Genomic DNA, 20,379 nt, shown 5'->3' with positions numbered 1-20,379 from the left:
TTTTATATGATACAAATGGGCAGTATATTAAATGTTGCGGACAATACAGGGGCTAAAACAGTCAGGTGTATTAAGGTTTTGGGTGGTAGTCACAAGATGTCTGCGGGGATTGGAGATAAGATAGTTGTTTCTATTCAAGAATCGGCTGTTTCAGATAAAGTTAAGTCTGGAGAAGTTTTTCACGCTGTTATCGTAAGAACAAGGAAGGAGAAAAGAAGAAAAGATGCTGTGGTAATCAGGTTTTTTGAGAACGCAGCTGTGCTGCTGAACAAGCAAGGTGAGTTGGTCGGTACCCGTATATTTGGTATCATTCCTAGAGAATTAAGAGCAAAAAATTATTTGAAAATAATATCATTAGCACGAGAGGTATTGTAGAATGGCTAGCAAGTTTAAAAAAAACGACAAAGTACAAGTTATAGCAGGTAAAGACAAGGGGAAAGTATCTACTATCATCAAGGTTATCCCAAAAGATAATATGGCTGTTATTGAAGGAGTTGCCGTTGTTAAAAGACATACTAAGCCAAATAAGTTAAATCCTGATGGTGGTATTATAGAAAAAGAAATGCCTGTTAATATGTCTAAAATCATGCATATTGATCCTAAAAGCGATTCTATAACGAGAATAGGTTTTAAGATGAATGATAAAGGAGTAAAAGTGCGCTACTCCAAAAAATCAGGTGAATTAATAGATAAATAGATGGTTAGTTATGAATAAAGCAAGGTTACATGAGCATTACGATAAAGTTAGTGTGAAGCTGTTACAAGAAAAATTTAATTTCCAAAATCTTTTTCAAATACCAAAGCTTGAAAAAATAATTGTGAATGTCTCTGTTAAAGATGCTGTGTCAGATACTAAAGTGATAGACAAGGTATTTGATGACTTAATGCTTATTACAGGGCAGAAACCTGTTGTTACAAAAGCAAAAAAATCTATAGCGGGCTTCAAGTTAAGACAGGGTATGAAAATTGGTTGTAAGGTCACTTTAAGAAAAAGGATGATGTATGAGTTTTTGGATAGGCTTGTAAACATTGCTTTGCCTAGAGTAAGAGATTTTAAGGGCCTTAGTTCAAAGCAATTTGATGGTAGGGGGAATTTTTCTCTTGGTATAAAAGAACAGATAGTTTTTCCGGAGATTGATTATAATAAGGTTGATAAAATTAGAGGAATGAATATAGTAATAGTCACATCTACTGACCTAAATGAGGAAGCGAAGTTTTTATTAGAAACTTTTAATGTTCCTTTTTTTAATTGAAATGATATTAATTTATGGCTAAAACCAGTACAATACAAAAGAATTTACATAGAATTGAATTATACGAAAAGTTCAAGAATAAAAGAGATGCTCTCAAATCTATTCGTAATGATAAAACTGTTACTTTAGAGGAAAGGTTTGAAGCTCAAGCTTCTCTTAGTAAATTGCCTAGAAATAGTGCAAAAAACAGGATTAGGAATAGGTGTCTTTTGAGTGGGCGTGGAAAAGGAGTTTATAGAAAATTTCAGCTTTCCAGAATATGGCTTAGAAAGTTAGCTTCTGAGGGCAAACTGCCTGGGGTTATAAAAGCAAGTTGGTAAACAGAAAAGGGAAAAAAGATATGTCGCAAACGCATTTACTGTCAGATACGATAGCAAGAATTAGAAACGCTCAGTTGGTAAAAAAAGAATATACGGTTGTTTATTATTCAAAGAAGATAGAGAGTGTTCTGAAAGTTTTATTAAGAGAGGGATATATCTCAAAAATAGAGACTTTCGAAGAAAGAAAAGGAGTTTTGAAAATTAAGGTCTACCTAAAATACGAAGGTAAAGACGGTGTTCCGGTGATCAGTGAGATGAAAATTATCTCAAAGCCGGGCAAAAAAGTGTTTAGACCTTATAGAGAGTTAACCAAGGTGTATAATGGTCTTGGGATTATTATATTGTCTACTTCCAAAGGTATCATTACGGATAACGAAGCCAGGGATATCAAGGCTGGTGGAGAAGTTTTATGTAGTATTTTTTAAGTGTAATTATGTCAAAAATTGGAAAGCAGCATATAGCAATATCAGACGGAGTACAGGTTCTTCTTAATCGTCCTGATTTAACTATAAAAGGACCAAAAGGTGAACTTAGTATTAAGATGTTCGATTCCATAAATTTGGAAGTGAAAGATGGCAAGATAGTTCTTGCTCCAAAACAAGCGGATAAGAAAGAGAGGGCTGTATGGGGATTGGCACGTGCTTTGATAAATAACATGGTCACAGGTGTGGTAACTGGATTTACAAAAAAGTTAGAGATAAATGGGGTTGGATACAGAGCCGCTGTAGACGGTGACTTGTTGATACTGACTTTAGGTTATAGCCATGAGATTATTTACCCTATTCCTCAGAAAGTACAAATAGAATGTCCAAAAAATACTTTGATTACTGTGACTGGTTGCGATAAGCAGTTGGTTGGTCAAGTGTGTGCTGATATCAGAAGCTTAAGAAAACCAGAGCCTTATAAAGGCAAAGGAATTAAGTACGAGAATGAAGTGATAATAAGGAAAGAAGGTAAGAAAAAATAATTAGGTAACCTTATATGTTGGAAAAAAGACTAAAAGCAATCAGGCGTAAAGAAAGAACAAGGTATAAACTCAAAAAAAATAGCTCAATTCATAGAATTAGGTTGTGTTTTTATACATCTAATCAATATATATATGGGCAGGTTATCAATGATAATGAAGGCCGTACAATAACTTCTTTTGCCACTTATCATAAGGATTTTAGCGATTTAAAAAGAAAGAATAATACAAAAGCTGCTGCAATGCTTGGAGAAAAAGTAGCTAAGGCGTTGGTGGAAAGAAACATAAAGGATGTTTATTTTGATAGGGGGCAGCGTATATATCACGGGAAGGCAAAGGCATTTGCTGAAAGTGCAAGGCAAAATGGTTTAAATTTTTGATGGTTTTAAGATATGGCTAATAATGTGGAAATAGTAGAAAGGCTTGTAAACGTTGGTAGGTGTACCAAAGTTGTTAAGGGTGGTAGAAGATTTAGTTTTTCTGTGATAGTTGTAGCTGGTGATAGAAAAGGAAGAGTTGGTTATGGACTTGGTAAGGCGTCTGAGGTTATGGATGCAAAATCTAAGGCATCGGAAGAAGCTAGGAAAAATATGATAAAAATCCCTTTGAGAGAGGGCAGAACACTGCATCACGACGTGAGTGGGAAGTTTTGTTCTGGTAGAGTTATCATGAGGTCTGCACCTCCTGGAACTGGTGTGATAGCAGGTGGAGCGGTGAGGGCTGTATTTGATGTTTTAGGTGTGAAGGATATTGTGGCTAAGTCGATAGGGTCGAATAATCCACATAACATGATAAAAGCTGCTTTTGAGTGCTTGCAAAATGTTAAGACACCAAAGAGGGCAGCTGAAAAAAGAGGCAAGAAAATTGCAGAAATTATTAGCTCAAGAGAAAAAATTTAAATAAATAGGTAAGGTATGCTATTAAACGAGTTAAAGGGCAACGAAAAATCCAGAAAGAAAAGAAAATGTTTGGGCAGAGGGATTGCTTCTGGCAAGGGAAAGACATGTGGCAGAGGTGGTAAAGGTCAGACTGCGAGAAGTGGTGTTGCTCTTGCAGGATTTGAGGGTGGCCAAACTCCTTTGTATAGACGTTTGCCAAAGAGAGGTTTCAAATCAAGAAATAGTAAAGATTATCAAATTATAAATTTATATCAGATCAATTATTTGGTAAAAAACAAAAAAACAACAAATGAAATTAAATTGCAAGATCTGGAGAAACTGGGGTTATATGATTCTAGTAAAGGTCCATTGAAATTGCTAGGTAAAGGTGGGTTTCAAGAATCTTTTAGCATAGAAGTAAACATGGCTTCGAAGAAGTTAATTGAAGCTGCAGCAAAAAGCGATTCTACTGTAAAATTAATTGATAATGAACACAAAGCATAAATCTAGCTCTAGTTTTAGTGCCATAGGTAACGGAGATTTGAGTAGAAAAATTTTCTTTGTTATCTTTATTTTGGTGTTGTATAGGATTGGTACATATTTTCCACTGCCTGGAGTTAATTTACTTGTATTAGATAATATAGTAAAAGCACAGGCAAAAGGTATACTTGGGATGTTTAACGTGTTAACGGGTGGTGCATTGGGTAGGATGTCTGTTTTTACGCTTAATATAATGCCCTATATTACTGCTTCTATTATTATGCAGTTGTTGTCTGTTGTATCGAAAGAATTTAGTGAGATAAAAAAGTCAGGTGAGATTGGTAGGCAAAAAATCAATCAATACTCCAAATATTTAGCTGTTATACTGGCCTTATTCCAAGGTTATGGGATTGCAGTTGGTATTGAATCTTTAAATTACCAAGGCACTCAACTTATTAGTGACCCTGGCCTCTATTTTCGTATTGCAACGATGTTTAGTTTGATGGGTGGAACTGTAATAGTAATATGGTTTGCAGATCAAATAAATCTGAAGGGAATCGGTAATGGGAGTTCCATGATAATATTTGCGGGCATAGTCTCTGGGTTATTACCATCAGTATCGTCATTGTTGGAGATGGGGAAGAATAACGTTATATCGACTCAGTTTTTGTTATTCTGTTTTGCAATAGTTACATTTATGGTGTTGTTTATAGTATTTATGGAGAAGGCGCATCGCAAACTTCGTGTGCAATATCCCAGAAAGCAAGTAGGTAATAAAATATATGCTGGTGATTCAACTCACTTGCCGATAAAAATTAATGTTTCTGGCGTAATCCCACCTATATTTGCGAGTGCAATACTATTGTTCCCTTCGACTATTGCTGGATTTAGTAGTGGTGGCGATGTTAGTGTTTGGCAAAAATTTGTTGCTGGATATTTTTCTCAGGGTAAGCCTTTGTATATAATTGTGTATATTTGTTTTATAATATTCTTTTCATTTTTTTACAGTACTATAATATTCAATCCTGAAGAAACTGCAGAGAATCTAAGAAAAAATGGGGCGGTTATTATCAGTAAAAGACCTGGTAATCAAACTAGGGAGTACATACAATACGTTTTAACAAGAATTACTGTAATTGGTGCTGCATATATTGCGATTATTTGTGCGGTCCCTGAAATTTTGACATCACAATTTAACGTACCATTTTATTTGGGAGGAACGAGTCTTCTGATAGTTATTAGTGTTGTGTTGGATTTGAGTTCCCAAATTCAGTCTCATATGTTAAGCAGTAGATATGCTAACCTGATGAAGAGAAATAATGTGATGAGGCGCAAGTAATGTTAGTGATCTTACTGGGTGCGCCTGGTGTTGGAAAAGGTACACAAGCAAAATTGTTAGCAGAAAAATATAGTCTAGCTATTTTATCGACTGGTGAAATTTTAAGAAGTGCCGTTAACCAAGGCCAAAAAATTGGTTCTCAAATAAAAGATATTATGAGCAAGGGTGGTTTGATACCGGATGAGATAGTCTGTTCTTTGGTTGAAGAGAGGTTAAAAAAAAAGTCCACATATAATGGATATATATTAGATGGTTTTCCAAGAACTATTTATCAGGCGGATAGGCTTAAAAATATAATTAGCGCTAATACGTATTTTGACAATTTATACATTATATCTTTAGTCCTGGATGAAAAAGAAATCACAAAAAGACTTTCTTCGAGGGTATTATGCAAAAATTGTGATCATAGTTACAATTTGTTAACTAAGCCAACTAAAGTTAGAGGGAAGTGTGATATATGTGGCTGTACTGAGTTTTATGTTAGAGATGATGATAAAGAGGAAGCTGTAAAAATTAGATTATCCGCATATTTAATGCAAACGGCTCCGCTAATTGATTACTATCGTTGCTATGATCGTTATGTGGAGATAGATGCAAGCCAAGATATTATAGCTGTACACTCTGATATCACTTCGTTCATCAAGCAGTATAGTAGTTTATATTTCTCGTAAAATAAGAGTTGGAAAAAAGAAGTAAAAGTAGTTATTTAGGAGGAATGGACTACAGAAATTAACACATCAAAGACCACTGTATACCTCTAGTAAATCAAGGGTTTGAAGGCGTTTATGCTTTCACTTCGAGTGTTCGCATGTATCGGAGATTGAGAGCGTAAAAAGAGGGAGCGTTGAAAGATAAAATCAGAGTGTTAGCCAAAGATAGATATAAAATTGCCCTGCTCACTTAGGAAATTATTGTTATCCTCAAAATGTACCCAGAGCTTAATCGTAAGATCGACAACTTCTTCAGATTTTGAAACTACCTTTGTTTTTCTGGTCATTCTTGCAATTCTGTGCCTTGTGTTTGAGTTATTGGACTCAATTGAGAGTGTATGTTGTTTGCCAACAACATGTTGATGGCGAGGTATAACCTCTGAATAAACAGACCAATCGTCTGTGTAATAACTGCAATTATCTCTACTTATGATTTTCCACAATTTTCTAAAGGTTGTAACGTTACGCTTACCAACCACCCAGGCAACAACTCTCTTGAGCTCCCTACTATAGGCTTTCCATATCCATAATTTGTTTTTTTGAATCTACAAAATGCCACATCTCATCTATTTCAACTTCTCTCAATTCTTCCGGCACTATTGGTCTTGGTATCTTTTTAGCATACAGTATTATCCACTTATATACGCTAGTATGAGCTACTTTAAATAATTTCCCTAGCCATCTAAAGCTACTTTTTCCCATGCTGTACAATAACACTGCCAGAGCCTTCATCTCTGGCGAACAGCCTCTTAATTTAGTGCTTGTAAAATTACATCCACACTCTTTGCATTTATACCTTTGCATACCCCTAATATTACCATTCTTAACGTATTTACTGCTACTGCATTTTTTACACTCTGTATTCATATTTCTATTTTCTTTGTTGCTCGCTATATTCATTTTAGCATCTTATCTATCTTATGGCAACACTCCCGATAAAATAAGGATAAATGTGATGGTTTGATTTAAGGAAGTTTGGACCATGGTCTAAAAAAATTAACAAAAAACTGGTTTCCCCAAGAATTCAAAAGATTTCTTTGAGGTGGGATATGGTAATTTTTAGCTTTTTATTGATTCTGCGAAGCGTGATTTTATGAGCTTAGGCAGTAAGAACCGTTAAACGTTTTAAATTAAAGCAGATAGCATTCATAAATTCAGCAAACTGATTTTTGGCAAGGGAGTGTTGCCATAAGATAGATAAGATGCTAAAATGAATATAGCGAGCAACAAAGAAAATAGAGATATGAATACAGAGTGTAAAAAATGCAGTAGCAGTAAATACGTTAAGAATGGTAATATTAGGGGTATGCAAAGGTATAAATGCAAAGAGTGTGGATGTAATTTTACAAGCACTAAATTAAGAGGCTGTTCGCCAGAGATGAAGGCTCTGGCAGTGTTATTGTACAGCATGAGAAAAAGTAGCTTTAGATGGCTAGGGAAATTATTTAAAGTAGCTCATACTAGCGTATATAAGTGGATAATACTGTATGCTAAAAAGATACCAAGACCAACAGTGCCGGAAGAATTGAGAGAAGTTGAAATAGATGAGATGTGGCATTTTGTAGATTCAAAAAAAACAAATTATGGATATGGAAAGCCTATAGTAGGGAGCTCAAGAGAGTTGTTGCCTGGGTGGTTGGTAAGCGTAACGTTACAACCTTTAGAAAATTGTGGAAAATCATAAGTAGAGATAATTGCACTTATTACACAGACGATTGGTCTGTTTATTCAGAGGTTATACCTCGCCATCAACATGTTGTTGGCAAACAACATACACTCTCAATTGAGTCCAATAACTCAAACACAAGGCACAGAATTGCAAGAATGACCAGAAAAACAAAGGTAGTTTCAAAATCTGAAGAAGTTGTCGATCTTACGATTAAGCTCTGGGTACATTTTGAGGATAACAATAATTTCCTAAGTGAGCAGGGCAATTTTATATCTATCTTTGGCTAACACTCTGTTTGGCAATTCCTATGTATCGCAATCGTTTATTATCTTGAGAAAACACCCTCTCAAACGGAGCCCTTATGGAAGTATAGTATCGATCAAGGTCAAAATTCTTTTGCTTCATATTGTTTTTCTTGATGGCGCAAAAATGAATACCTCTGCTTTTAGCTGCATTCTTTGCTGGTGCAACACAATACCCTTTGTCAGCATAAACTGCTCCACTATTTGGTAAAACATGCGCAACTCCCTTTGCATCGGTAACATTAGCAGGCGTTATAGCAACCTTGTTGATCATTCCGGATTGAATATCTACGCTTACATGTTTTTCTTATAGCCATACCAAAATTTACTACCACCCTTGCACCCTATTTTGGCTTGTTTATCATGTGCGACTTTAGGCAAGACTTCGTTGTTAAGTTTTTCATATTTTTGTTTTCTGGCTTCATCCCGCTCTTCCCATAAATTAGCTTTGGAGATCAAGTGACTTGCATCAACAAAAGTAAATACCTCGCTCATATATCCTTGAGATTTTAGTTGATCTCTAAAAATGGCAAAGATTTTTGATAACAAATTTGTTCCTATCTTTGAGCGGATTCTACTAAAAACGCTATAATCAGGTGTGGCTTCGGTTAAATCAAAATCACAAAACCACTTGGCTGCAACACTGTCACTCAAATATCTTTCTAGTTCACGATCTGACAAATCTTCCATAAACTGTAACAACAAGCATTTAAATAAACGTAAAACACCATATCCCTTATAATTAGCAGGAGATTCAATTCCCTTCAGCTCTTGCTCTACTGCCCCAAAATTAAACAGCTCCTTAAATTTGCGATATTGATGCTCACTACCAACCAATTGATCCAAACATACCATTATTATTTGATGCGCTGATGACATTTTTCTCTTCTTTATTCTGTAATCCACTCCACTATACCTTTCTTTATTCCATCTTGCAACACTCCCATACCATAAATTAGCTGTAAAATGCGGGTTGCCTGATTTGGCTCAATTATATCAATTATACTATAACACTACCCAACCTTACGCCACGGAGAACACTTTAACGCTCGAGTGTCATCAACAAAATGGGGTTTATATATGTCATGAGATTAGCGGTAGCCACATATAAAAAGTGGGAGTGTTGCCATAAGATAGATAAGATGCTAAAATGAATATAGCGAGCAACAAAGAAAATAGAAATATGAATACAGAGTGTAAAAAATGCAGTAGCAGTAAATACGTTAAGAATGGTAATATTATGGGTATGCAAAGGTATAAATGCAAAGAGTGTGTATGTAATTTTACAAGCACTAAATTAAGAGGCTGTTCGCCAGAGATGAAGGCTCTGGCAGTGTTATTGTACAGCATGGGAAAAAGTAGCTTTAGATGGCTAGGGAAATTATTTAAAGTAGCTCATACTAGCGTATATAAGTGGATAATACTGTATGCTAAAAAGATACCAAGACCAACAGTGCCGGAAGAATTGAGAGAAGTTGAAATAGATGAGATGTGGCATTTTGTAGATTCAAAAAAAACAAATTATGGATATGGAAAGCCTATAGTAGGGAGCTCAAGAGAGTTGTTGCCTGGGTGGTTGGTAAGCGTAACGTTACAACCTTTAGAAAATTGTGGAAAATCATAAGTAGAGATAATTGCAGTTATTACACAGACGATTGGTCTGTTTATTCAGAGGTTATACCTCGCCATCAACATGTTGTTGGCAAACAACATACACTCTCAATTGAGTCCAATAACTCAAACACAAGGCACAGAATTGCAAGAATGACCAGAAAAACAAAGGTAGTTTCAAAATCTGAAGAAGTTGTCGATCTTACGATTAAGCTCTGGGTACATTTTGAGGATAACAATAATTTCCTAAGTGAGCAGGGCAATTTTATATCTATCTTTGGCTAACACTCTGAAAAAAGTTAACAAGCGCACCTCTTGACAACTAGCAGTTGCGCAGCTACGATTATCATATACGTGATTTTAATTAGATAGTATTATGACAGATAATTATAACTTTTTATCAGCAATGGGTTGTAACAGCAACTCTTTGACCGCGATAAATTTCCCTGCAGGCTTAGCTTCTAACTATATTATTATTAGCACCCTGCCATCATATGGAAACCTATATTATAGCAATGATTCCGTAGTAACCAACAAACAATATTACATTACTTCAGATACATTGTTTAAGTATAAACCTTCGAGCTGTTCCGATCTTGATGAATTTTTAGATAACTTTACTTATAGCATCACTGACAACCCTGCTAACAACTATACATGTACTGTAGATGTGAAGCCCGAGTTAACCAAAACTGCTGGACAAGATTATAATTTTATATTTGAGATAAAAGGCTGCCAGTCAACGGCTGTAGATTTTTCAGAAGTGTTATCACCTAATTCCATGATTAATATACAGGCTTTACCTCTTTATGGAACTCTGTATAATGGCAATACTCCCGCTAAGATCGAAGTTAATTACAAGGTGGACTCACTAAACTATACTACTCACAACTGTCCACAAAAAAATGTAGATATTTTCAGTTATAATGTCGTTAATGGAACTGATATGGTGTATACATGTACACTAGACATTAACACCTCAGAAACCGCTCAAAGCAATGGATTTATAATAGATGGTATAACAAATTTCGTAAATGGCACAATAAGTTTTGCAAACAGTGTGGCAAATTTTTCAAATACTACAATAGGGTTTTGGTCATTGAAAGTTGCAGCACCCATAGCTGGTTTTATTTCGTTGCTGGTATATCATAAATATGCTGATAAATGTGGGTTGTATAACCCTACGAAAAAGCTAGTTCATTCATTGGTGGTATGCACATATTCCGAAAAAGAGCAAAATGTTGTGAACACAATCGAGTAGAGAGATCCATTGCTGAATCTCCCTCTCACACCACCGTACAAGCGATGTCGCATACGGCGGTTTCAGATTTGTGTTTAACAAAAGATGTATACATGGAAAATAGGTTGTTCCTCTCAAAATACTTTAAATTGAGAGCCTGGTGAGCAGCATGAGATAGAGATTTTCTCCACCAACCTTTTCTAGAGCAAGCAAGTGACCAGCTAGATCGCTGAGATACACCATGAGCAGTTAGAAAAGTTTTGATCGAGAATTTTCTTTTACGCTGTTTTATCCTGTAAGAACGAAGACGCCTTCTAATCCAACCGTCCAGATGCCACAGAGCCTTTGGAAAGTCGGAACACTTAATCGAGTAGAGAGATCCATTGCTGAATCTCCCTCTCACACCACCGTACAAGCGATGTCGCATACGGCGGTTTCAGATTTGTGTTTAACAAAAGATGTATACATGGAAAATAGGTTGTTCCTCTCAAAATACTTTAAATTGAGAGCCTGGTGAGCAGCATGAGATAGAGATTTTCTCCACCAACCTTTTCTAGAGCAAGCAAGTGACCAGCTAGATCGCTGAGATACACCATGAGCAGTTAGAAAAGTTTTGATCGAGAATTTTCTTTTACGCTGTTTTATCCTGTAAGAACGAAGACGCCTTCTAATCCAACCGTCCAGATGCCACAGAGGCTTTGGAAAGTCGGAACACTTAAAATAGTGAAACCAGCCTCTCGTAGCTTGATTTAACTCTCTGATTATTGTATCAAATTTAACACCTCTACTTCTTTTGGTGATAAGGCGAACCTTATCTTTGAAGAGAGATATAGATTCTCTAGCAATAATAGCAGAGCCATCTGTTAACAATGTAAATCCAAGGAATTTACGGTCTTGAACAGAGCTAGTAGCACTTTTAGTAAGATTAACTTTAAGTTTGAGCTTACTGTTAAGAAACTTCGTTATAGATGTAAGTACTCTCTGTGCAGCATTCTTAGAAGTAACATAAATGTTACAATCATCAGCGTATCTGACGAAAGAGTGCTTACGTAAATGAAGCTCTCTATCAAGTTCATGAAGCAAGATATTGCTTAGAAGAGGGGAGAGCGGTCCACCCTGTGGGGTCCCTAGGTCTCTCTTGCTCATTAAGCCATTTTGCATCATGCCTGCGTTTAAGAACGATCTAATCAGCTTTAAGAGCTTCTTATCAGAGATAGAGCGTGCAATTAGAGACATTAAAATGTCATGATTGACGTTATCAAAGAAAGCTTCTATGTCCATATCCACCACCCATGATTTACCAGACTTTACAAATTCTTTAGCTTTGGACATAGCGCCTTGCGCAGAACGCTTAGGTCTAAATCCATAGCTATTGTCCGAAAAGTGTGGATCAAACAAAGGTGATAAAACTTGAACTATAGCTTGCTGCACCATTCTATCAATTACTGTAGGTATGCCAAGCAAACGGGTTTTACCATTAGGCTTGGGTATTTGTACTCCTCTAACACAGGAAGGAGTATATTTGCCGTTGATAACTGAAGATTGGAGCTCTTGGATAATCTCATCTAAGGACTCTTGTACTTCATTGATAGTTCTTTTATCGATACCAGGTGCACCTTTATTGCGTTTTACTGCTTTAAAGGCACTTTTGAGATTTGCAGTTTTAACTACATCCCCAATTACATCTTTTGCAAGGTCCTGGGGTATTCTAATTGCTGAAGTTACTCTATGCGCCTCATGATCAACAGCTCCAGTACTGCCTTCACTATTTGATCCGTGGATGGTATTGCTATCTTTTGCTACCATATAACTCCAAAATTAAAATTCCAGTACCTAACAAATCTAATTCAGGCCTTCCTCAAGAGAGGTACCGATTCTCTTAAGTACTATGCCTTCTGCTGACTCCTTTTATCCTGTCCTCTACTATTGCTAGCAAAGTAGCTTATACTCAAGCTAGATAAAAGGCCTCCCGGGGTAAGATGCAAGACCTCCATAAGGCTGAACTTGGTTTACCGCTATACACTTCCGCATAGAGGCGGGCTATTCCAGTTAATGCTAGGTTGCCCAGTTATAACGGCCTACTACCAAGTTTCTGTTCGTTTCAGCCTTACTTTGCCGTCAGCTTCCTTCAGCCAACTCCTCACGAAGTTAACCTTGCCTCAGCTAATGGACCGCTCTATCTCAGCCCATAAGGGACTTGAACCCTTTGCTCTTACCTCATGCCCGGCGCACACTTCTTCAGATTTTGAAACTACCTTTGTTTTTCTGGTCATTCTTGCAATTCTGTGCCTTGTGTTTGAGTTATTGGACTCAATTGAGAGTGTATGTTGTTTGCCAACAACATGTTGATGGCGAGGTATAACCTCTGAATAAACAGACCAAGCGTCTGTGTAATAAGTGCAATTATCTCTACTTATGATTTTCCACAATTTTCTAAAGGTTGTAACGTTACGCTTACCAACCACCCAGGCAACAACTCTCTTGAGCTCCCTACTATAGGCTTTCCATATCCATAATTTGTTTTTTTTTGAATCTACAAAATGCCACATCTCATCTATTTCAACTTCTCTCAATTCTTCCGGCACTGTTGGTCTTGGTATCTTTTTAGCATACAGTATTATCCACTTATATACGCTAGTATGAGCTACTTTAAATAATTTCCCTAGCCATCTAAAGCTACTTTTTCCCATGCTGTACAATAACACTGCCAGAGCCTTCATCTCTGGCGAACAGCCTCTTAATTTAGTGTTTGTAAAATTACATCCACACTCTTTGCATTTATACCTTTGCATACCCCTAATATTACCATTCTTAACGTATTTACTGCTACTGCATTTTTTACACTCTGTATTCATATTTCTATTTTCTTTGTTGCTCGCTATATTCATTTTAGCATCTTATCTATCTTATGGCAACACTCCCATTTTTTATTCCTTTTTGTAGGTAAGCATAGCCAGTTATTGCAGTTAGGACAGCTGCAGTCCATATGGCAACTTTACCCAAGAGGTCTGTGTACCTAAATCCGGTTGTGTTTTCCCCAAGCAATAAAATGATAATTGCAGCCATCTGAGCTGCGGTTTTTATCTTTGCTAAACGGCTTACTGGAAGGCTCACTTGCACCTTCAGTTCAGCCAAATGCTCCCGCATTCCTGATACTAAAATTTCCCTGCATAATATTACAAGGGTTGGCAAAACTGGCGCAATTCCTTTGTCTACCATCATCATAAGAGTTGCTGCTACAAGTAGTTTGTCTGCAATGGGATCCAACACCTTGCCAAAGTCTGATTGCACTTTCCAGGCTCTTGCTAGGGCGCCATCAAAGTAGTCCGTAATGCTTGCAAAGATAAATATACTAACTGCAACATAATGAGCAAACTTTGATTCTATATAAAAAACAGCGACCAAAACAGGAATCAGCAATATTCTCAATAAAGTTAGAATATTTGGTATATTTTTTTGCATTCTAGCGTCTAAATTTCTCATTCACTTATATACTGAAAAATACTTTTGGCCAATTTTTGATTGAGCCCTTTCACTTTAGCTATATCCTCCTGGCTTGCAGATTTCAACTGATTTATTGAGCCAAAATGCGAAAGCAATATTTTTTTTCTTTTATCCCCAATGCCCTTGATATTATCCAGCCCGGATTTTTGGACGCTCTGTCTGATGAGTTTCCTGTGAGAGGTGATAGCAAATCTATGAGCTTCATCTCTAATTTTTTGTAAGAACAATAGCAATTTGCTGTCTTTTTCCAGTTGAAAAGCCTGCCTCCCAGGTTGATGAAAAAATTCTCTGCCAGCATTTCGGTCAGGCCCTTTAGACATAGCAATTACGTGAGTATTTGATATACCAAGCTTCTCCAATTCAGAACAAACGGCAGATAATTGTCCTTTGCCACCATCTATAATGATTAAATCTGGCACCCTAATCTCTTTTGATGGCTTGCCAAATCTGCGTTTCATCACTTCTTTAAGCATCGCGAAGTCGTCCATCGAGATCTCAGAATTAGTCATGCTATACTTTCTGTAAGCATTTTTGATAAACCCCTCTTGCCCTACAGCTATCATACATCCAACCGCATAAGAACCGTGGTTATGGCTGTTGTCATAAACTTCTATGGTTTCTGGGCTATGAAGGAGATCAAATTTTATGGCTAATTCATTGAATATTTCGGCCTTAGCCAGATTATTATCCAGGTATTGTTTATATGCATCTTTGGTGTTATCTAACGCAAATTCTATGACATTTTTCTTTTCCCCAGTTTTAGGAGTAGTGATTTTTATCTTTTTTGCCAAAACCGCTGAAATGCTCTGTGTATCTTTAATGTCAATGTTGCTCCAAATTTCTTTGGGGATCGGTTTATTTTGATAGAACTGTACGATATACCTTGACAGTGCCTCATCTTTAAACACACCAGGATGCCTATCTAAAAACTGCAACTTACTGCCAAAATTATGTCCATCCCTTACCATGAACACCTGAATGCAAAATTCTTGCTCGTTTTTTTCTTCGTGTATAATAAATATGTCTATGTTTTTTTCAGCCAATTTATGAAACACATTCTTTGATTGGATATAGGTTAATAAACGTATTTTATCCCGTATACTTGCTGCTTTTTCATATTCTAACTTATCACTAAAATGGTGCATTTCATCCATAAAATTCGTGTGTATTTTTTTTGTTTTACCCGCTAAAAATAACTTTAAATCGTTGATGGACCTGTTGTAACCTTCTTTTGTAATTTTTCCCACACAAGGTGCACTACATCTTTTTATCTGATACATTAAGCATGGTCTTTTTCTTGTCGCGAAGTAATGATCTGAACAGTTGCGAATTAAAAATAATTTTTGTAGTTCAACTATTGTTTTATCCAATTTTTCAACTGACAAGAAGGGGCCGTAATAAATTGCATTAGATTGTTTTTTCCCTCTAAACTTACGCATCTTTGGAAAATCATGGTCATTATCCAGGGCCAGATATGCGAAAGATTTATCGTCTTTAAGAGCTACATTGTATTTTGGCTGAGTCGTTTTGATCAAATCAGATTCCAAGATCAACGCTTGTGTCTCAGTTTTTGTGGTTAAAACATCTATTTTATGCAACAAGGAGACCATTCTTTTTAATCGATATGGTAACTTTGAAACATGGGCATATTGCGAGACTCTCTTGGCAAGATTTTTGGCTTTGCCGATGTATAATATTTCATCAGCACTGCCAATCATCTTATATATACCAGGTCTTGAATCTAAATTCTTCACACTGTTTCTAATGACTGATATTCCCCTTTTTATATCAATCTCGTTCATTAAAACTTCTTGTATATTTTTTAAGCAGAGAACAAGCTGGTATTACTCGTCGCTGTATACCTTTTCTGCCCTTTCATGTTCTTCTTGAGCGTTTATGCTCAGTGTTGCAATAGGTCTTGCTTCCAACCTTTTAATCCCTATTGGTTCAAAACTTTTAACGCAAAAACCATAGCTCCCAGTTTTAATTCTTTGCAAAGCCGCATCTATCTTTTCTATTAATTTCCTATATCTGTCTCTGGTTCTTAATTCAAAGCTTACTTCAGTTTCAACCGACGCTCTATCGTTCAAATCTGGCTCATTCAGGTTTTCATTTTTTAAGTTATCCATCGTTTCCATAGAATCTTTTTTCAGATTTTCTTTCCAAACCAGGAGTTTTTGCCTAAAATATTCCAACTGTAGTGGATTCATGTATTCTTCATCTTCTGTAGGCTTATAGTTTTTTGGAAGTTTGACTATTGGCTCATTCATATCTTTGCTCCTCTGATAAAAGTTTAGTGGTGTATTTACTTTGGTTCGTAATTTTGAATTAAAAATTCGTTAAGCAACCTTACCCCATAACCGGTCGCGCCACGAGGAGAAAGCTTCCCTCCGTTATCAAGCCAAACAACGCCTGCTATATCTATATGCGCCCAAATACAACCTTTTTTAACAAAGCGCTTGAGAAATTGCGCAGCAGTTATGCTGCCGGCCCCGTCTTTGCCAACGTTCTTTACATCGGCAATATTGGAGTTGATTAACTCATCGTAACATTGTCCTAAAGGTAGTCTCCAAACTTTTTCCCCGGTGTTGAGCCCAGCTTTTGTTAATTGACTTACTAGTTCATCATCATCACTAAAAAGACCAGCATTGTGGTGCCCTAAAGCAATAACGATTGCACCTGTTAGAGTAGCTAAATCTATCATGATTTTGGGCTTAAAAGTTTCCTGTGTATACCACATCACATCGCTTAATAACAACCTGCCTTCTGCATCTGTATTGTCAACCTCTATGGTTTGGCCAGACATTGAAGTAACAACATCACCAGGCCTTTGAGCATTGCCCGATGGCATATTCTCAGCTAATCCTATTGCGCCTATCACATTTACTTTTGCTTTTCTTGAAGCTAAAGATCTGATCAGACCTGTAACTACCGCTGCTCCACCCATGTCGTATTTCATCATACTAATGGAGGGGCCAGACGGCTTTAAATTTATACCACCGGTGTCAAATGTTATCCCTTTACCAACGAACGCTATTGGCTGTGAGTCTTTTTGATCTTTTGCGCCATTCCACTCCATTGTAACCACATATGTGCCACTATTACTACCTTGCCCAACTCCAAGAAGAGCGTTCATGTTTAAGGACTTCAATTGCTTCTTGTCTAGGACAGTTACTTTAACTCCAAGCGCCTCCAATTCTTTACAGACATCAACAAATGCTTCTGGGTTTAAAACATTAGCCGGTTCAGAAACCAAATCTCTTGTGAAATTGGTGCTGTCGATGATTTTCTCTCTTTCAGAGAATAGAGCTTCCAAGTTCGTATATTGCGTGTAAAACGTGATTTCTTTTAGATATAGTTTGTTAGTTTCTTTTTTATCCTTGAAATATTTATCGAAACAATAATTCTTCAACTTAATTCCCTCCGCTATATTAACAGCAAAAAGCTCACCTTGTGATTCTGTTTCCTTACCATCTATAATGATATTAGCTTGCTCCAATTTACATGCATTTAACTTGCTTGCAATAATTCCACCCAGTTCCTGAACCTGAAGCTTACTCAGGTCTTTAGCCTCGCCAATACCACAAAAGATAAATTTTTTCAGCCCACCTTGTGCTTTTACCGTGATAACTGATATCTCTCCAAATTTTCCTAAGGAATCCTTTCTATATAGCTGCAGGGTTTCTTTTACATCTTCACTTTCAGTTTGTAAGAGATGAGGTAACTGTAATGTGTCTGCTGACGCATTAGTAACAAAAAACACGTTTACATCGCCAATCTTAAAAGAAGAAGATTTGTCAAATTTGAATCTCATAATACAACCTTGATAAAATATTTAATCAGAGATAGACATTGTAGCATACTTTGTAAAAATGTGAAAAGATAAATATTCAGAATTGCAACAAGCTTCAAACGATCTGTTTGCACAATTTGCGACGCGGTGCGATAGTTTTTTTACTTGGTTTCATAATGGGTACCTTATAGCATAAAGCTACTTTTAGTTGGAGAATTTGTAGACAACAGATAATTTCAAAAAGAGCGCGTTGCATAAGCCTAACCATGCAGCAACCTGTTTTTAGTGGATGAATAAAGTCTAATCGCTACAATCAGGGGAATTATTATGTTCAGCAGGTACATTAAAATATAATATTTTTGATTACTATGGCCCAATGTGTATAAAGCTAGTGCAGATGCTATTATTACCAATAATGAGGTGAATGCATATATAGTTGGCTTCATCCCTTGTGTTCTGACTTGTTCATGCTGAGTTAGAAAGAAAAGCATACTCATAACAATAGAAATAGAAGTCAGCGGCCACAACAGCCTAAAATGACCTTGTGCTCTGAACTTTGGGGTTTCGTCAACTGGAAAGCTGTTAGAAAACAACAGTTCGGCAATACCTAATGCATATGGGTCTTGCTTGGATATTGACTGAGCAACAGCCGTATCACCAAAGCTATCCATTGAATATTTATCAAATTTAACCAAAGAATATCTTTTATCAGCATGGTTTAGCTCTAATTTGGAACCATTGTTTAAAATAAGTTTTAAGCGCGAGTCGGTGTTGTAAAATTTACCAGAACTGGCCACAAAAGTTATATCTTTCTCTGGATTTTGGGAGCTGTGTATAAAGATATTTTGCAACAGGTTATCTTGGTCTTTTTTTTCTATGTATATCGTGATCCCATTAATTTTTGAGATGAAGGTGTTGAACTGTATCAGATTAATTATTGAATTTTGGTCGATTGTAAATCTCAACTTTTTAAATGCATTTGTGCTTACTGGTAGTAAATAAATGGAAACAAAATAATGTAAAAGCATAGCGAAAATAGAGAAAATCGTAAAAATTCTAACTATCGCTATTTTGCTGACTCCAAAAGAATATAGGGCTGTAATCTCCCTATCATGCATAAGTTTTCTATAAGTATAATAAACGGTAAAAAACAGCGAAATCGGCAGCACAATGAAAAGCAAAAGTGGGATAAGATAGGAGGTCAACTTTGCAAAATCGGCTATTTTTGCTCCGTTGTTAAGTACTATTTCCAGATACCTAATCGACTGTATTATCCACGCTATTCCAACGATGGAAAAAGTAATGATTAAGAAAGGCAGAAGCAAACTTTTACATATATATCTTTCGTAAAAATGCATTATGAATCTGATTAATGGTGTGTCCTGGAGGATTCGAACCTCCGACCCACAGCTTAGAAGGCTGTTGCTCTGTCCAGCTGAGCTAAGGACACATATGGAAAATAACGTAGCCAATAACCTAGCGGTTATATTAAAAAAAATCAATAAAAAAGTGGTTTTATTAAAAGGAAAGTTATTTTGTAAAATTCCCAATGCTTAGTTTACTAGCGGTGTGTGCGTATTTAAAAACAACTTCACGTATGTATCTTCGCTCGCTAAAGTGTTTTTTAGGCTGTCAACCCAAATCAACTTCCCATCTTTTAGTAACGACACTTTATCTGCAATTTTTTCCATCACTTTAATGTCGTGTGTAATTGTGATAGTAGTGGATTTCAGTTTTTCGCTTATGCTTGCAATTAAGGTTGTGATGGTATCAGACATAATTGGGTCAAGCCCTGAAGTTGGTTCGTCAAAAAATATGATTTCTGGGTTTGTAGCTATAGCTCTTGCAATTGCCACTCTCTTTTGCATTCCCCCAGATAGTTCCGATGGGTATAAATCCAAAACATCGGTTTTTAATCCAACTAACTCTAATTTTTCAACCGCATGCTCTTTTGCTTTTGCACTGTCCAATACGCCAGAGTTAATTAAACTAAAACAAATATTGTGCCAGATCGGCAAGCTGTCAAACAATGCGTTGTTTTGAAACAGCATGCTGAATTTTTTTAAAAAGTTTTTCCTCTCAATGATGTGCATGTGCGTGACATTTTCATCTTTGATTGTCACTTTGCTGTTTTCATCTGGGTCCAAAAGCCCTGCGATGCATTTTAAAAGCACAGACTTGCCACTTCCAGAGCCACCAATCACAACAAAAGATTCGCCTTTCACAACATTAAAATTGATGTCGCTCAATACTTTTTTGGAACCAAAACTTTTACTTAGGTGTTTAACTGATATTAATGTGTTTCTGGACATGGTT

The 20,379-nt window shown here is 36.4% G+C and carries 29 protein-coding genes and 1 tRNA gene; 16 read left to right on the top strand and 14 right to left on the bottom strand.

The features are described 5' to 3' along the window. The first annotated feature begins 6 nt into the window (after positions 1–6). The 11 genes from rplN to Bandiella_RS03985 are packed head-to-tail and all read left to right on the top strand — an operon-like array spanning position 7 to position 5,905. On the top strand, positions 7–375 hold the full coding sequence (rplN, locus tag Bandiella_RS04035) for a 50S ribosomal protein L14 (protein WP_323733401.1): 369 nt from the start codon (positions 7–9) through the stop codon (positions 373–375). 1 nt (position 376) lies between these two features. Beyond that, the gene (gene rplX, locus Bandiella_RS04030) at positions 377–697 is read left to right on the top strand and encodes a 50S ribosomal protein L24 (protein ID WP_323732489.1); all 321 of its coding nucleotides are present in this window, start codon (positions 377–379) and stop codon (positions 695–697) included. A 10-nt stretch (positions 698–707) separates the two neighbouring features. Continuing rightward, positions 708–1,253, top strand: a complete 546-nt coding sequence (rplE, locus tag Bandiella_RS04025; RefSeq protein ID WP_323732488.1) for a 50S ribosomal protein L5 — start codon at positions 708–710, stop codon at positions 1,251–1,253. A 14-nt stretch (positions 1,254–1,267) separates the two neighbouring features. Then, positions 1,268–1,573 (top strand): 30S ribosomal protein S14, encoded by a 306-nt coding sequence (rpsN, locus tag Bandiella_RS04020; RefSeq protein WP_323732487.1) that lies wholly within the window; start codon positions 1,268–1,270, stop codon positions 1,571–1,573. Between the two features lie 20 nt (positions 1,574–1,593). After that, positions 1,594–1,998 (top strand): 30S ribosomal protein S8, encoded by a 405-nt coding sequence (gene rpsH / locus Bandiella_RS04015; RefSeq protein ID WP_323733400.1) that lies wholly within the window; start codon positions 1,594–1,596, stop codon positions 1,996–1,998. Positions 1,999–2,006: 8 nt separating this feature from the next. Beyond that, positions 2,007–2,540 (top strand): 50S ribosomal protein L6, encoded by a 534-nt coding sequence (rplF, locus tag Bandiella_RS04010; protein WP_323732486.1) that lies wholly within the window; start codon positions 2,007–2,009, stop codon positions 2,538–2,540. 14 nt (positions 2,541–2,554) lie between these two features. Next, a complete protein-coding gene (gene rplR, locus Bandiella_RS04005) occupies positions 2,555–2,917 on the top strand; it encodes a 50S ribosomal protein L18 (protein WP_323732485.1) in 363 nt (120 codons plus the stop codon). Positions 2,918–2,929: 12 nt separating this feature from the next. Then, complete coding sequence (gene rpsE / locus Bandiella_RS04000) at positions 2,930–3,436, top strand: 30S ribosomal protein S5 (protein ID WP_323732484.1); 507 nt, start codon at positions 2,930–2,932, stop codon at positions 3,434–3,436. Between the two features lie 15 nt (positions 3,437–3,451). Continuing rightward, entirely contained in the window at positions 3,452–3,919 is a 468-nt protein-coding gene (rplO, locus tag Bandiella_RS03995; protein ID WP_323732483.1) for a 50S ribosomal protein L15, read from the top strand. Next, positions 3,903–5,234, top strand: a complete 1,332-nt coding sequence (gene secY, locus Bandiella_RS03990) for a preprotein translocase subunit SecY (protein ID WP_323732482.1) — start codon at positions 3,903–3,905, stop codon at positions 5,232–5,234. Before rplO ends, secY begins: the two co-directional genes overlap by 17 nt. Further along, the gene (locus tag Bandiella_RS03985) at positions 5,234–5,905 is read left to right on the top strand and encodes an adenylate kinase (RefSeq protein ID WP_323732481.1); all 672 of its coding nucleotides are present in this window, start codon (positions 5,234–5,236) and stop codon (positions 5,903–5,905) included. The genes secY and Bandiella_RS03985 overlap by 1 nt, the downstream gene beginning before the upstream one ends. A 194-nt stretch (positions 5,906–6,099) precedes the next feature. Here Bandiella_RS03985 and Bandiella_RS03980 read toward each other — a convergent pair whose 3' ends face one another. After that, positions 6,100–6,468, bottom strand: coding sequence for an IS1 family transposase (locus Bandiella_RS03980; RefSeq protein WP_323733367.1), 369 nt, complete (start codon positions 6,466–6,468; stop codon positions 6,100–6,102). Beyond that, positions 6,452–6,844, bottom strand: coding sequence for a transposase-like zinc-binding domain-containing protein (locus Bandiella_RS03975; RefSeq protein WP_323732480.1), 393 nt, complete (start codon positions 6,842–6,844; stop codon positions 6,452–6,454). Before Bandiella_RS03975 ends, Bandiella_RS03980 begins: the two co-directional genes overlap by 17 nt. A 310-nt stretch (positions 6,845–7,154) precedes the next feature. Here Bandiella_RS03975 and Bandiella_RS03970 point away from each other — a divergent pair, with 310 nt between their 5' ends. Continuing rightward, positions 7,155–7,628, top strand: coding sequence for an IS1/IS1595 family N-terminal zinc-binding domain-containing protein (locus tag Bandiella_RS03970; RefSeq protein ID WP_323732479.1), 474 nt, complete (start codon positions 7,155–7,157; stop codon positions 7,626–7,628). Then, complete coding sequence (locus Bandiella_RS03965) at positions 7,532–7,900, top strand: IS1 family transposase (RefSeq protein WP_323733371.1); 369 nt, start codon at positions 7,532–7,534, stop codon at positions 7,898–7,900. Before Bandiella_RS03970 ends, Bandiella_RS03965 begins: the two co-directional genes overlap by 97 nt. On the opposite strand, the gene Bandiella_RS03960 is transcribed toward Bandiella_RS03965, so the two are convergent. Together Bandiella_RS03960 and Bandiella_RS03955 are read right to left on the bottom strand one after the other, a co-directional pair. After that, complete coding sequence (locus tag Bandiella_RS03960; RefSeq protein ID WP_323732478.1) at positions 7,887–8,189, bottom strand: transposase; 303 nt, start codon at positions 8,187–8,189, stop codon at positions 7,887–7,889. The genes Bandiella_RS03965 and Bandiella_RS03960 overlap by 14 nt on opposite strands. A 20-nt stretch (positions 8,190–8,209) precedes the next feature. Further along, positions 8,210–8,821, bottom strand: a complete 612-nt coding sequence (locus Bandiella_RS03955) for a transposase (protein WP_323732477.1) — start codon at positions 8,819–8,821, stop codon at positions 8,210–8,212. A 244-nt stretch (positions 8,822–9,065) separates the two neighbouring features. Between Bandiella_RS03955 and Bandiella_RS03950 the strand changes: the two genes are divergently transcribed. The 3 genes from Bandiella_RS03950 (at position 9,066) to Bandiella_RS03940 (ending at position 10,787) form a co-directional block, all read left to right on the top strand. Further along, positions 9,066–9,539 (top strand): IS1/IS1595 family N-terminal zinc-binding domain-containing protein, encoded by a 474-nt coding sequence (locus Bandiella_RS03950; RefSeq protein ID WP_323732476.1) that lies wholly within the window; start codon positions 9,066–9,068, stop codon positions 9,537–9,539. Next, positions 9,443–9,811, top strand: coding sequence for an IS1 family transposase (locus Bandiella_RS03945; RefSeq protein WP_323733367.1), 369 nt, complete (start codon positions 9,443–9,445; stop codon positions 9,809–9,811). Before Bandiella_RS03950 ends, Bandiella_RS03945 begins: the two co-directional genes overlap by 97 nt. 91 nt (positions 9,812–9,902) lie before the next feature. After that, positions 9,903–10,787, top strand: a complete 885-nt coding sequence (locus Bandiella_RS03940) for a hypothetical protein (RefSeq protein WP_323732475.1) — start codon at positions 9,903–9,905, stop codon at positions 10,785–10,787. A gap of 25 nt (positions 10,788–10,812) precedes the next feature. Here the strand turns inward: Bandiella_RS03940 and Bandiella_RS03935 are convergent, their stop codons facing one another. From Bandiella_RS03935 to Bandiella_RS03890, 10 genes are all read right to left on the bottom strand, one after another. Next, positions 10,813–11,193 carry a hypothetical protein gene (locus Bandiella_RS03935; protein WP_323732474.1) on the bottom strand — a complete coding sequence of 127 codons (381 nt, stop codon included), beginning with the start codon at positions 11,191–11,193 and terminating at the stop codon, positions 10,813–10,815. Next, complete coding sequence (gene ltrA / locus Bandiella_RS03930) at positions 11,166–12,572, bottom strand: group II intron reverse transcriptase/maturase (protein ID WP_323732406.1); 1,407 nt, start codon at positions 12,570–12,572, stop codon at positions 11,166–11,168. Before ltrA ends, Bandiella_RS03935 begins: the two co-directional genes overlap by 28 nt. Positions 12,573–12,925: 353 nt before the next feature. Beyond that, the gene (locus Bandiella_RS03925; protein ID WP_323732473.1) at positions 12,926–13,654 is read right to left on the bottom strand and encodes an IS1 family transposase; all 729 of its coding nucleotides are present in this window, start codon (positions 13,652–13,654) and stop codon (positions 12,926–12,928) included. A 13-nt stretch (positions 13,655–13,667) separates the two neighbouring features. Beyond that, positions 13,668–14,249, bottom strand: coding sequence for a CDP-diacylglycerol--glycerol-3-phosphate 3-phosphatidyltransferase (pgsA, locus tag Bandiella_RS03920; RefSeq protein WP_323732472.1), 582 nt, complete (start codon positions 14,247–14,249; stop codon positions 13,668–13,670). After that, complete coding sequence (gene uvrC, locus Bandiella_RS03915) at positions 14,246–16,072, bottom strand: excinuclease ABC subunit UvrC (protein WP_323732471.1); 1,827 nt, start codon at positions 16,070–16,072, stop codon at positions 14,246–14,248. Before uvrC ends, pgsA begins: the two co-directional genes overlap by 4 nt. A 42-nt stretch (positions 16,073–16,114) precedes the next feature. Next, positions 16,115–16,540: an RNA polymerase-binding protein DksA gene (dksA, locus tag Bandiella_RS03910; protein WP_323732470.1), complete on the bottom strand. Its 426-nt coding sequence runs from the start codon at positions 16,538–16,540 to the stop codon at positions 16,115–16,117. A gap of 35 nt (positions 16,541–16,575) precedes the next feature. Continuing rightward, on the bottom strand, positions 16,576–18,084 hold the full coding sequence (locus Bandiella_RS03905; RefSeq protein ID WP_323732469.1) for a leucyl aminopeptidase: 1,509 nt from the start codon (positions 18,082–18,084) through the stop codon (positions 16,576–16,578). Between the two features lie 239 nt (positions 18,085–18,323). Continuing rightward, a complete protein-coding gene (locus Bandiella_RS03900) occupies positions 18,324–19,421 on the bottom strand; it encodes an LptF/LptG family permease (RefSeq protein ID WP_323732468.1) in 1,098 nt (365 codons plus the stop codon). Between the two features lie 15 nt (positions 19,422–19,436). Next, positions 19,437–19,513 (bottom strand) — tRNA-Arg (locus Bandiella_RS03895). Between the two features lie 103 nt (positions 19,514–19,616). Next, positions 19,617–20,375: an ABC transporter ATP-binding protein gene (locus Bandiella_RS03890; protein ID WP_323732467.1), complete on the bottom strand. Its 759-nt coding sequence runs from the start codon at positions 20,373–20,375 to the stop codon at positions 19,617–19,619. Positions 20,376–20,379: the final 4 nt, after the last annotated feature.

Origin of the sequence: Candidatus Bandiella woodruffii, from assembly GCF_034359465.1 — a bacterium.
GTDB lineage: Bacteria > Pseudomonadota > Alphaproteobacteria > Rickettsiales > Midichloriaceae > NDG2.
Note: the sequence above shows the minus strand (reverse complement) of the source record. Positions and strands in the feature narration are given on the sequence as shown.

Coding starts and splice junctions, on each gene's coding strand:
- rplN (WP_323733401.1), top strand. CDS start 7: ATGATACAAATGGGCAGTATATTAAATGTTGCGGACAATACAGGGGCT.
- rplX (WP_323732489.1), top strand. CDS start 377: ATGGCTAGCAAGTTTAAAAAAAACGACAAAGTACAAGTTATAGCAGGT.
- rplE (WP_323732488.1), top strand. CDS start 708: ATGAATAAAGCAAGGTTACATGAGCATTACGATAAAGTTAGTGTGAAG.
- rpsN (WP_323732487.1), top strand. CDS start 1,268: ATGGCTAAAACCAGTACAATACAAAAGAATTTACATAGAATTGAATTA.
- rpsH (WP_323733400.1), top strand. CDS start 1,594: ATGTCGCAAACGCATTTACTGTCAGATACGATAGCAAGAATTAGAAAC.
- rplF (WP_323732486.1), top strand. CDS start 2,007: ATGTCAAAAATTGGAAAGCAGCATATAGCAATATCAGACGGAGTACAG.
- rplR (WP_323732485.1), top strand. CDS start 2,555: ATGTTGGAAAAAAGACTAAAAGCAATCAGGCGTAAAGAAAGAACAAGG.
- rpsE (WP_323732484.1), top strand. CDS start 2,930: ATGGCTAATAATGTGGAAATAGTAGAAAGGCTTGTAAACGTTGGTAGG.
- rplO (WP_323732483.1), top strand. CDS start 3,452: ATGCTATTAAACGAGTTAAAGGGCAACGAAAAATCCAGAAAGAAAAGA.
- secY (WP_323732482.1), top strand. CDS start 3,903: ATGAACACAAAGCATAAATCTAGCTCTAGTTTTAGTGCCATAGGTAAC.
- Bandiella_RS03985 (WP_323732481.1), top strand. CDS start 5,234: ATGTTAGTGATCTTACTGGGTGCGCCTGGTGTTGGAAAAGGTACACAA.
- Bandiella_RS03975 (WP_323732480.1), bottom strand. CDS start 6,844: ATGAATATAGCGAGCAACAAAGAAAATAGAAATATGAATACAGAGTGT.
- Bandiella_RS03970 (WP_323732479.1), top strand. CDS start 7,155: ATGAATATAGCGAGCAACAAAGAAAATAGAGATATGAATACAGAGTGT.
- Bandiella_RS03960 (WP_323732478.1), bottom strand. CDS start 8,189: ATGATCAACAAGGTTGCTATAACGCCTGCTAATGTTACCGATGCAAAG.
- Bandiella_RS03950 (WP_323732476.1), top strand. CDS start 9,066: ATGAATATAGCGAGCAACAAAGAAAATAGAAATATGAATACAGAGTGT.
- Bandiella_RS03940 (WP_323732475.1), top strand. CDS start 9,903: ATGACAGATAATTATAACTTTTTATCAGCAATGGGTTGTAACAGCAAC.
- Bandiella_RS03935 (WP_323732474.1), bottom strand. CDS start 11,193: ATGCGACATCGCTTGTACGGTGGTGTGAGAGGGAGATTCAGCAATGGA.
- ltrA (WP_323732406.1), bottom strand. CDS start 12,572: ATGGTAGCAAAAGATAGCAATACCATCCACGGATCAAATAGTGAAGGC.
- Bandiella_RS03925 (WP_323732473.1), bottom strand. CDS start 13,654: ATGAATATAGCGAGCAACAAAGAAAATAGAAATATGAATACAGAGTGT.
- pgsA (WP_323732472.1), bottom strand. CDS start 14,249: ATGAGAAATTTAGACGCTAGAATGCAAAAAAATATACCAAATATTCTA.
- uvrC (WP_323732471.1), bottom strand. CDS start 16,072: ATGAACGAGATTGATATAAAAAGGGGAATATCAGTCATTAGAAACAGT.
- dksA (WP_323732470.1), bottom strand. CDS start 16,540: ATGAATGAGCCAATAGTCAAACTTCCAAAAAACTATAAGCCTACAGAA.
- Bandiella_RS03905 (WP_323732469.1), bottom strand. CDS start 18,084: ATGAGATTCAAATTTGACAAATCTTCTTCTTTTAAGATTGGCGATGTA.
- Bandiella_RS03900 (WP_323732468.1), bottom strand. CDS start 19,421: ATGCATTTTTACGAAAGATATATATGTAAAAGTTTGCTTCTGCCTTTC.
- Bandiella_RS03890 (WP_323732467.1), bottom strand. CDS start 20,375: ATGTCCAGAAACACATTAATATCAGTTAAACACCTAAGTAAAAGTTTT.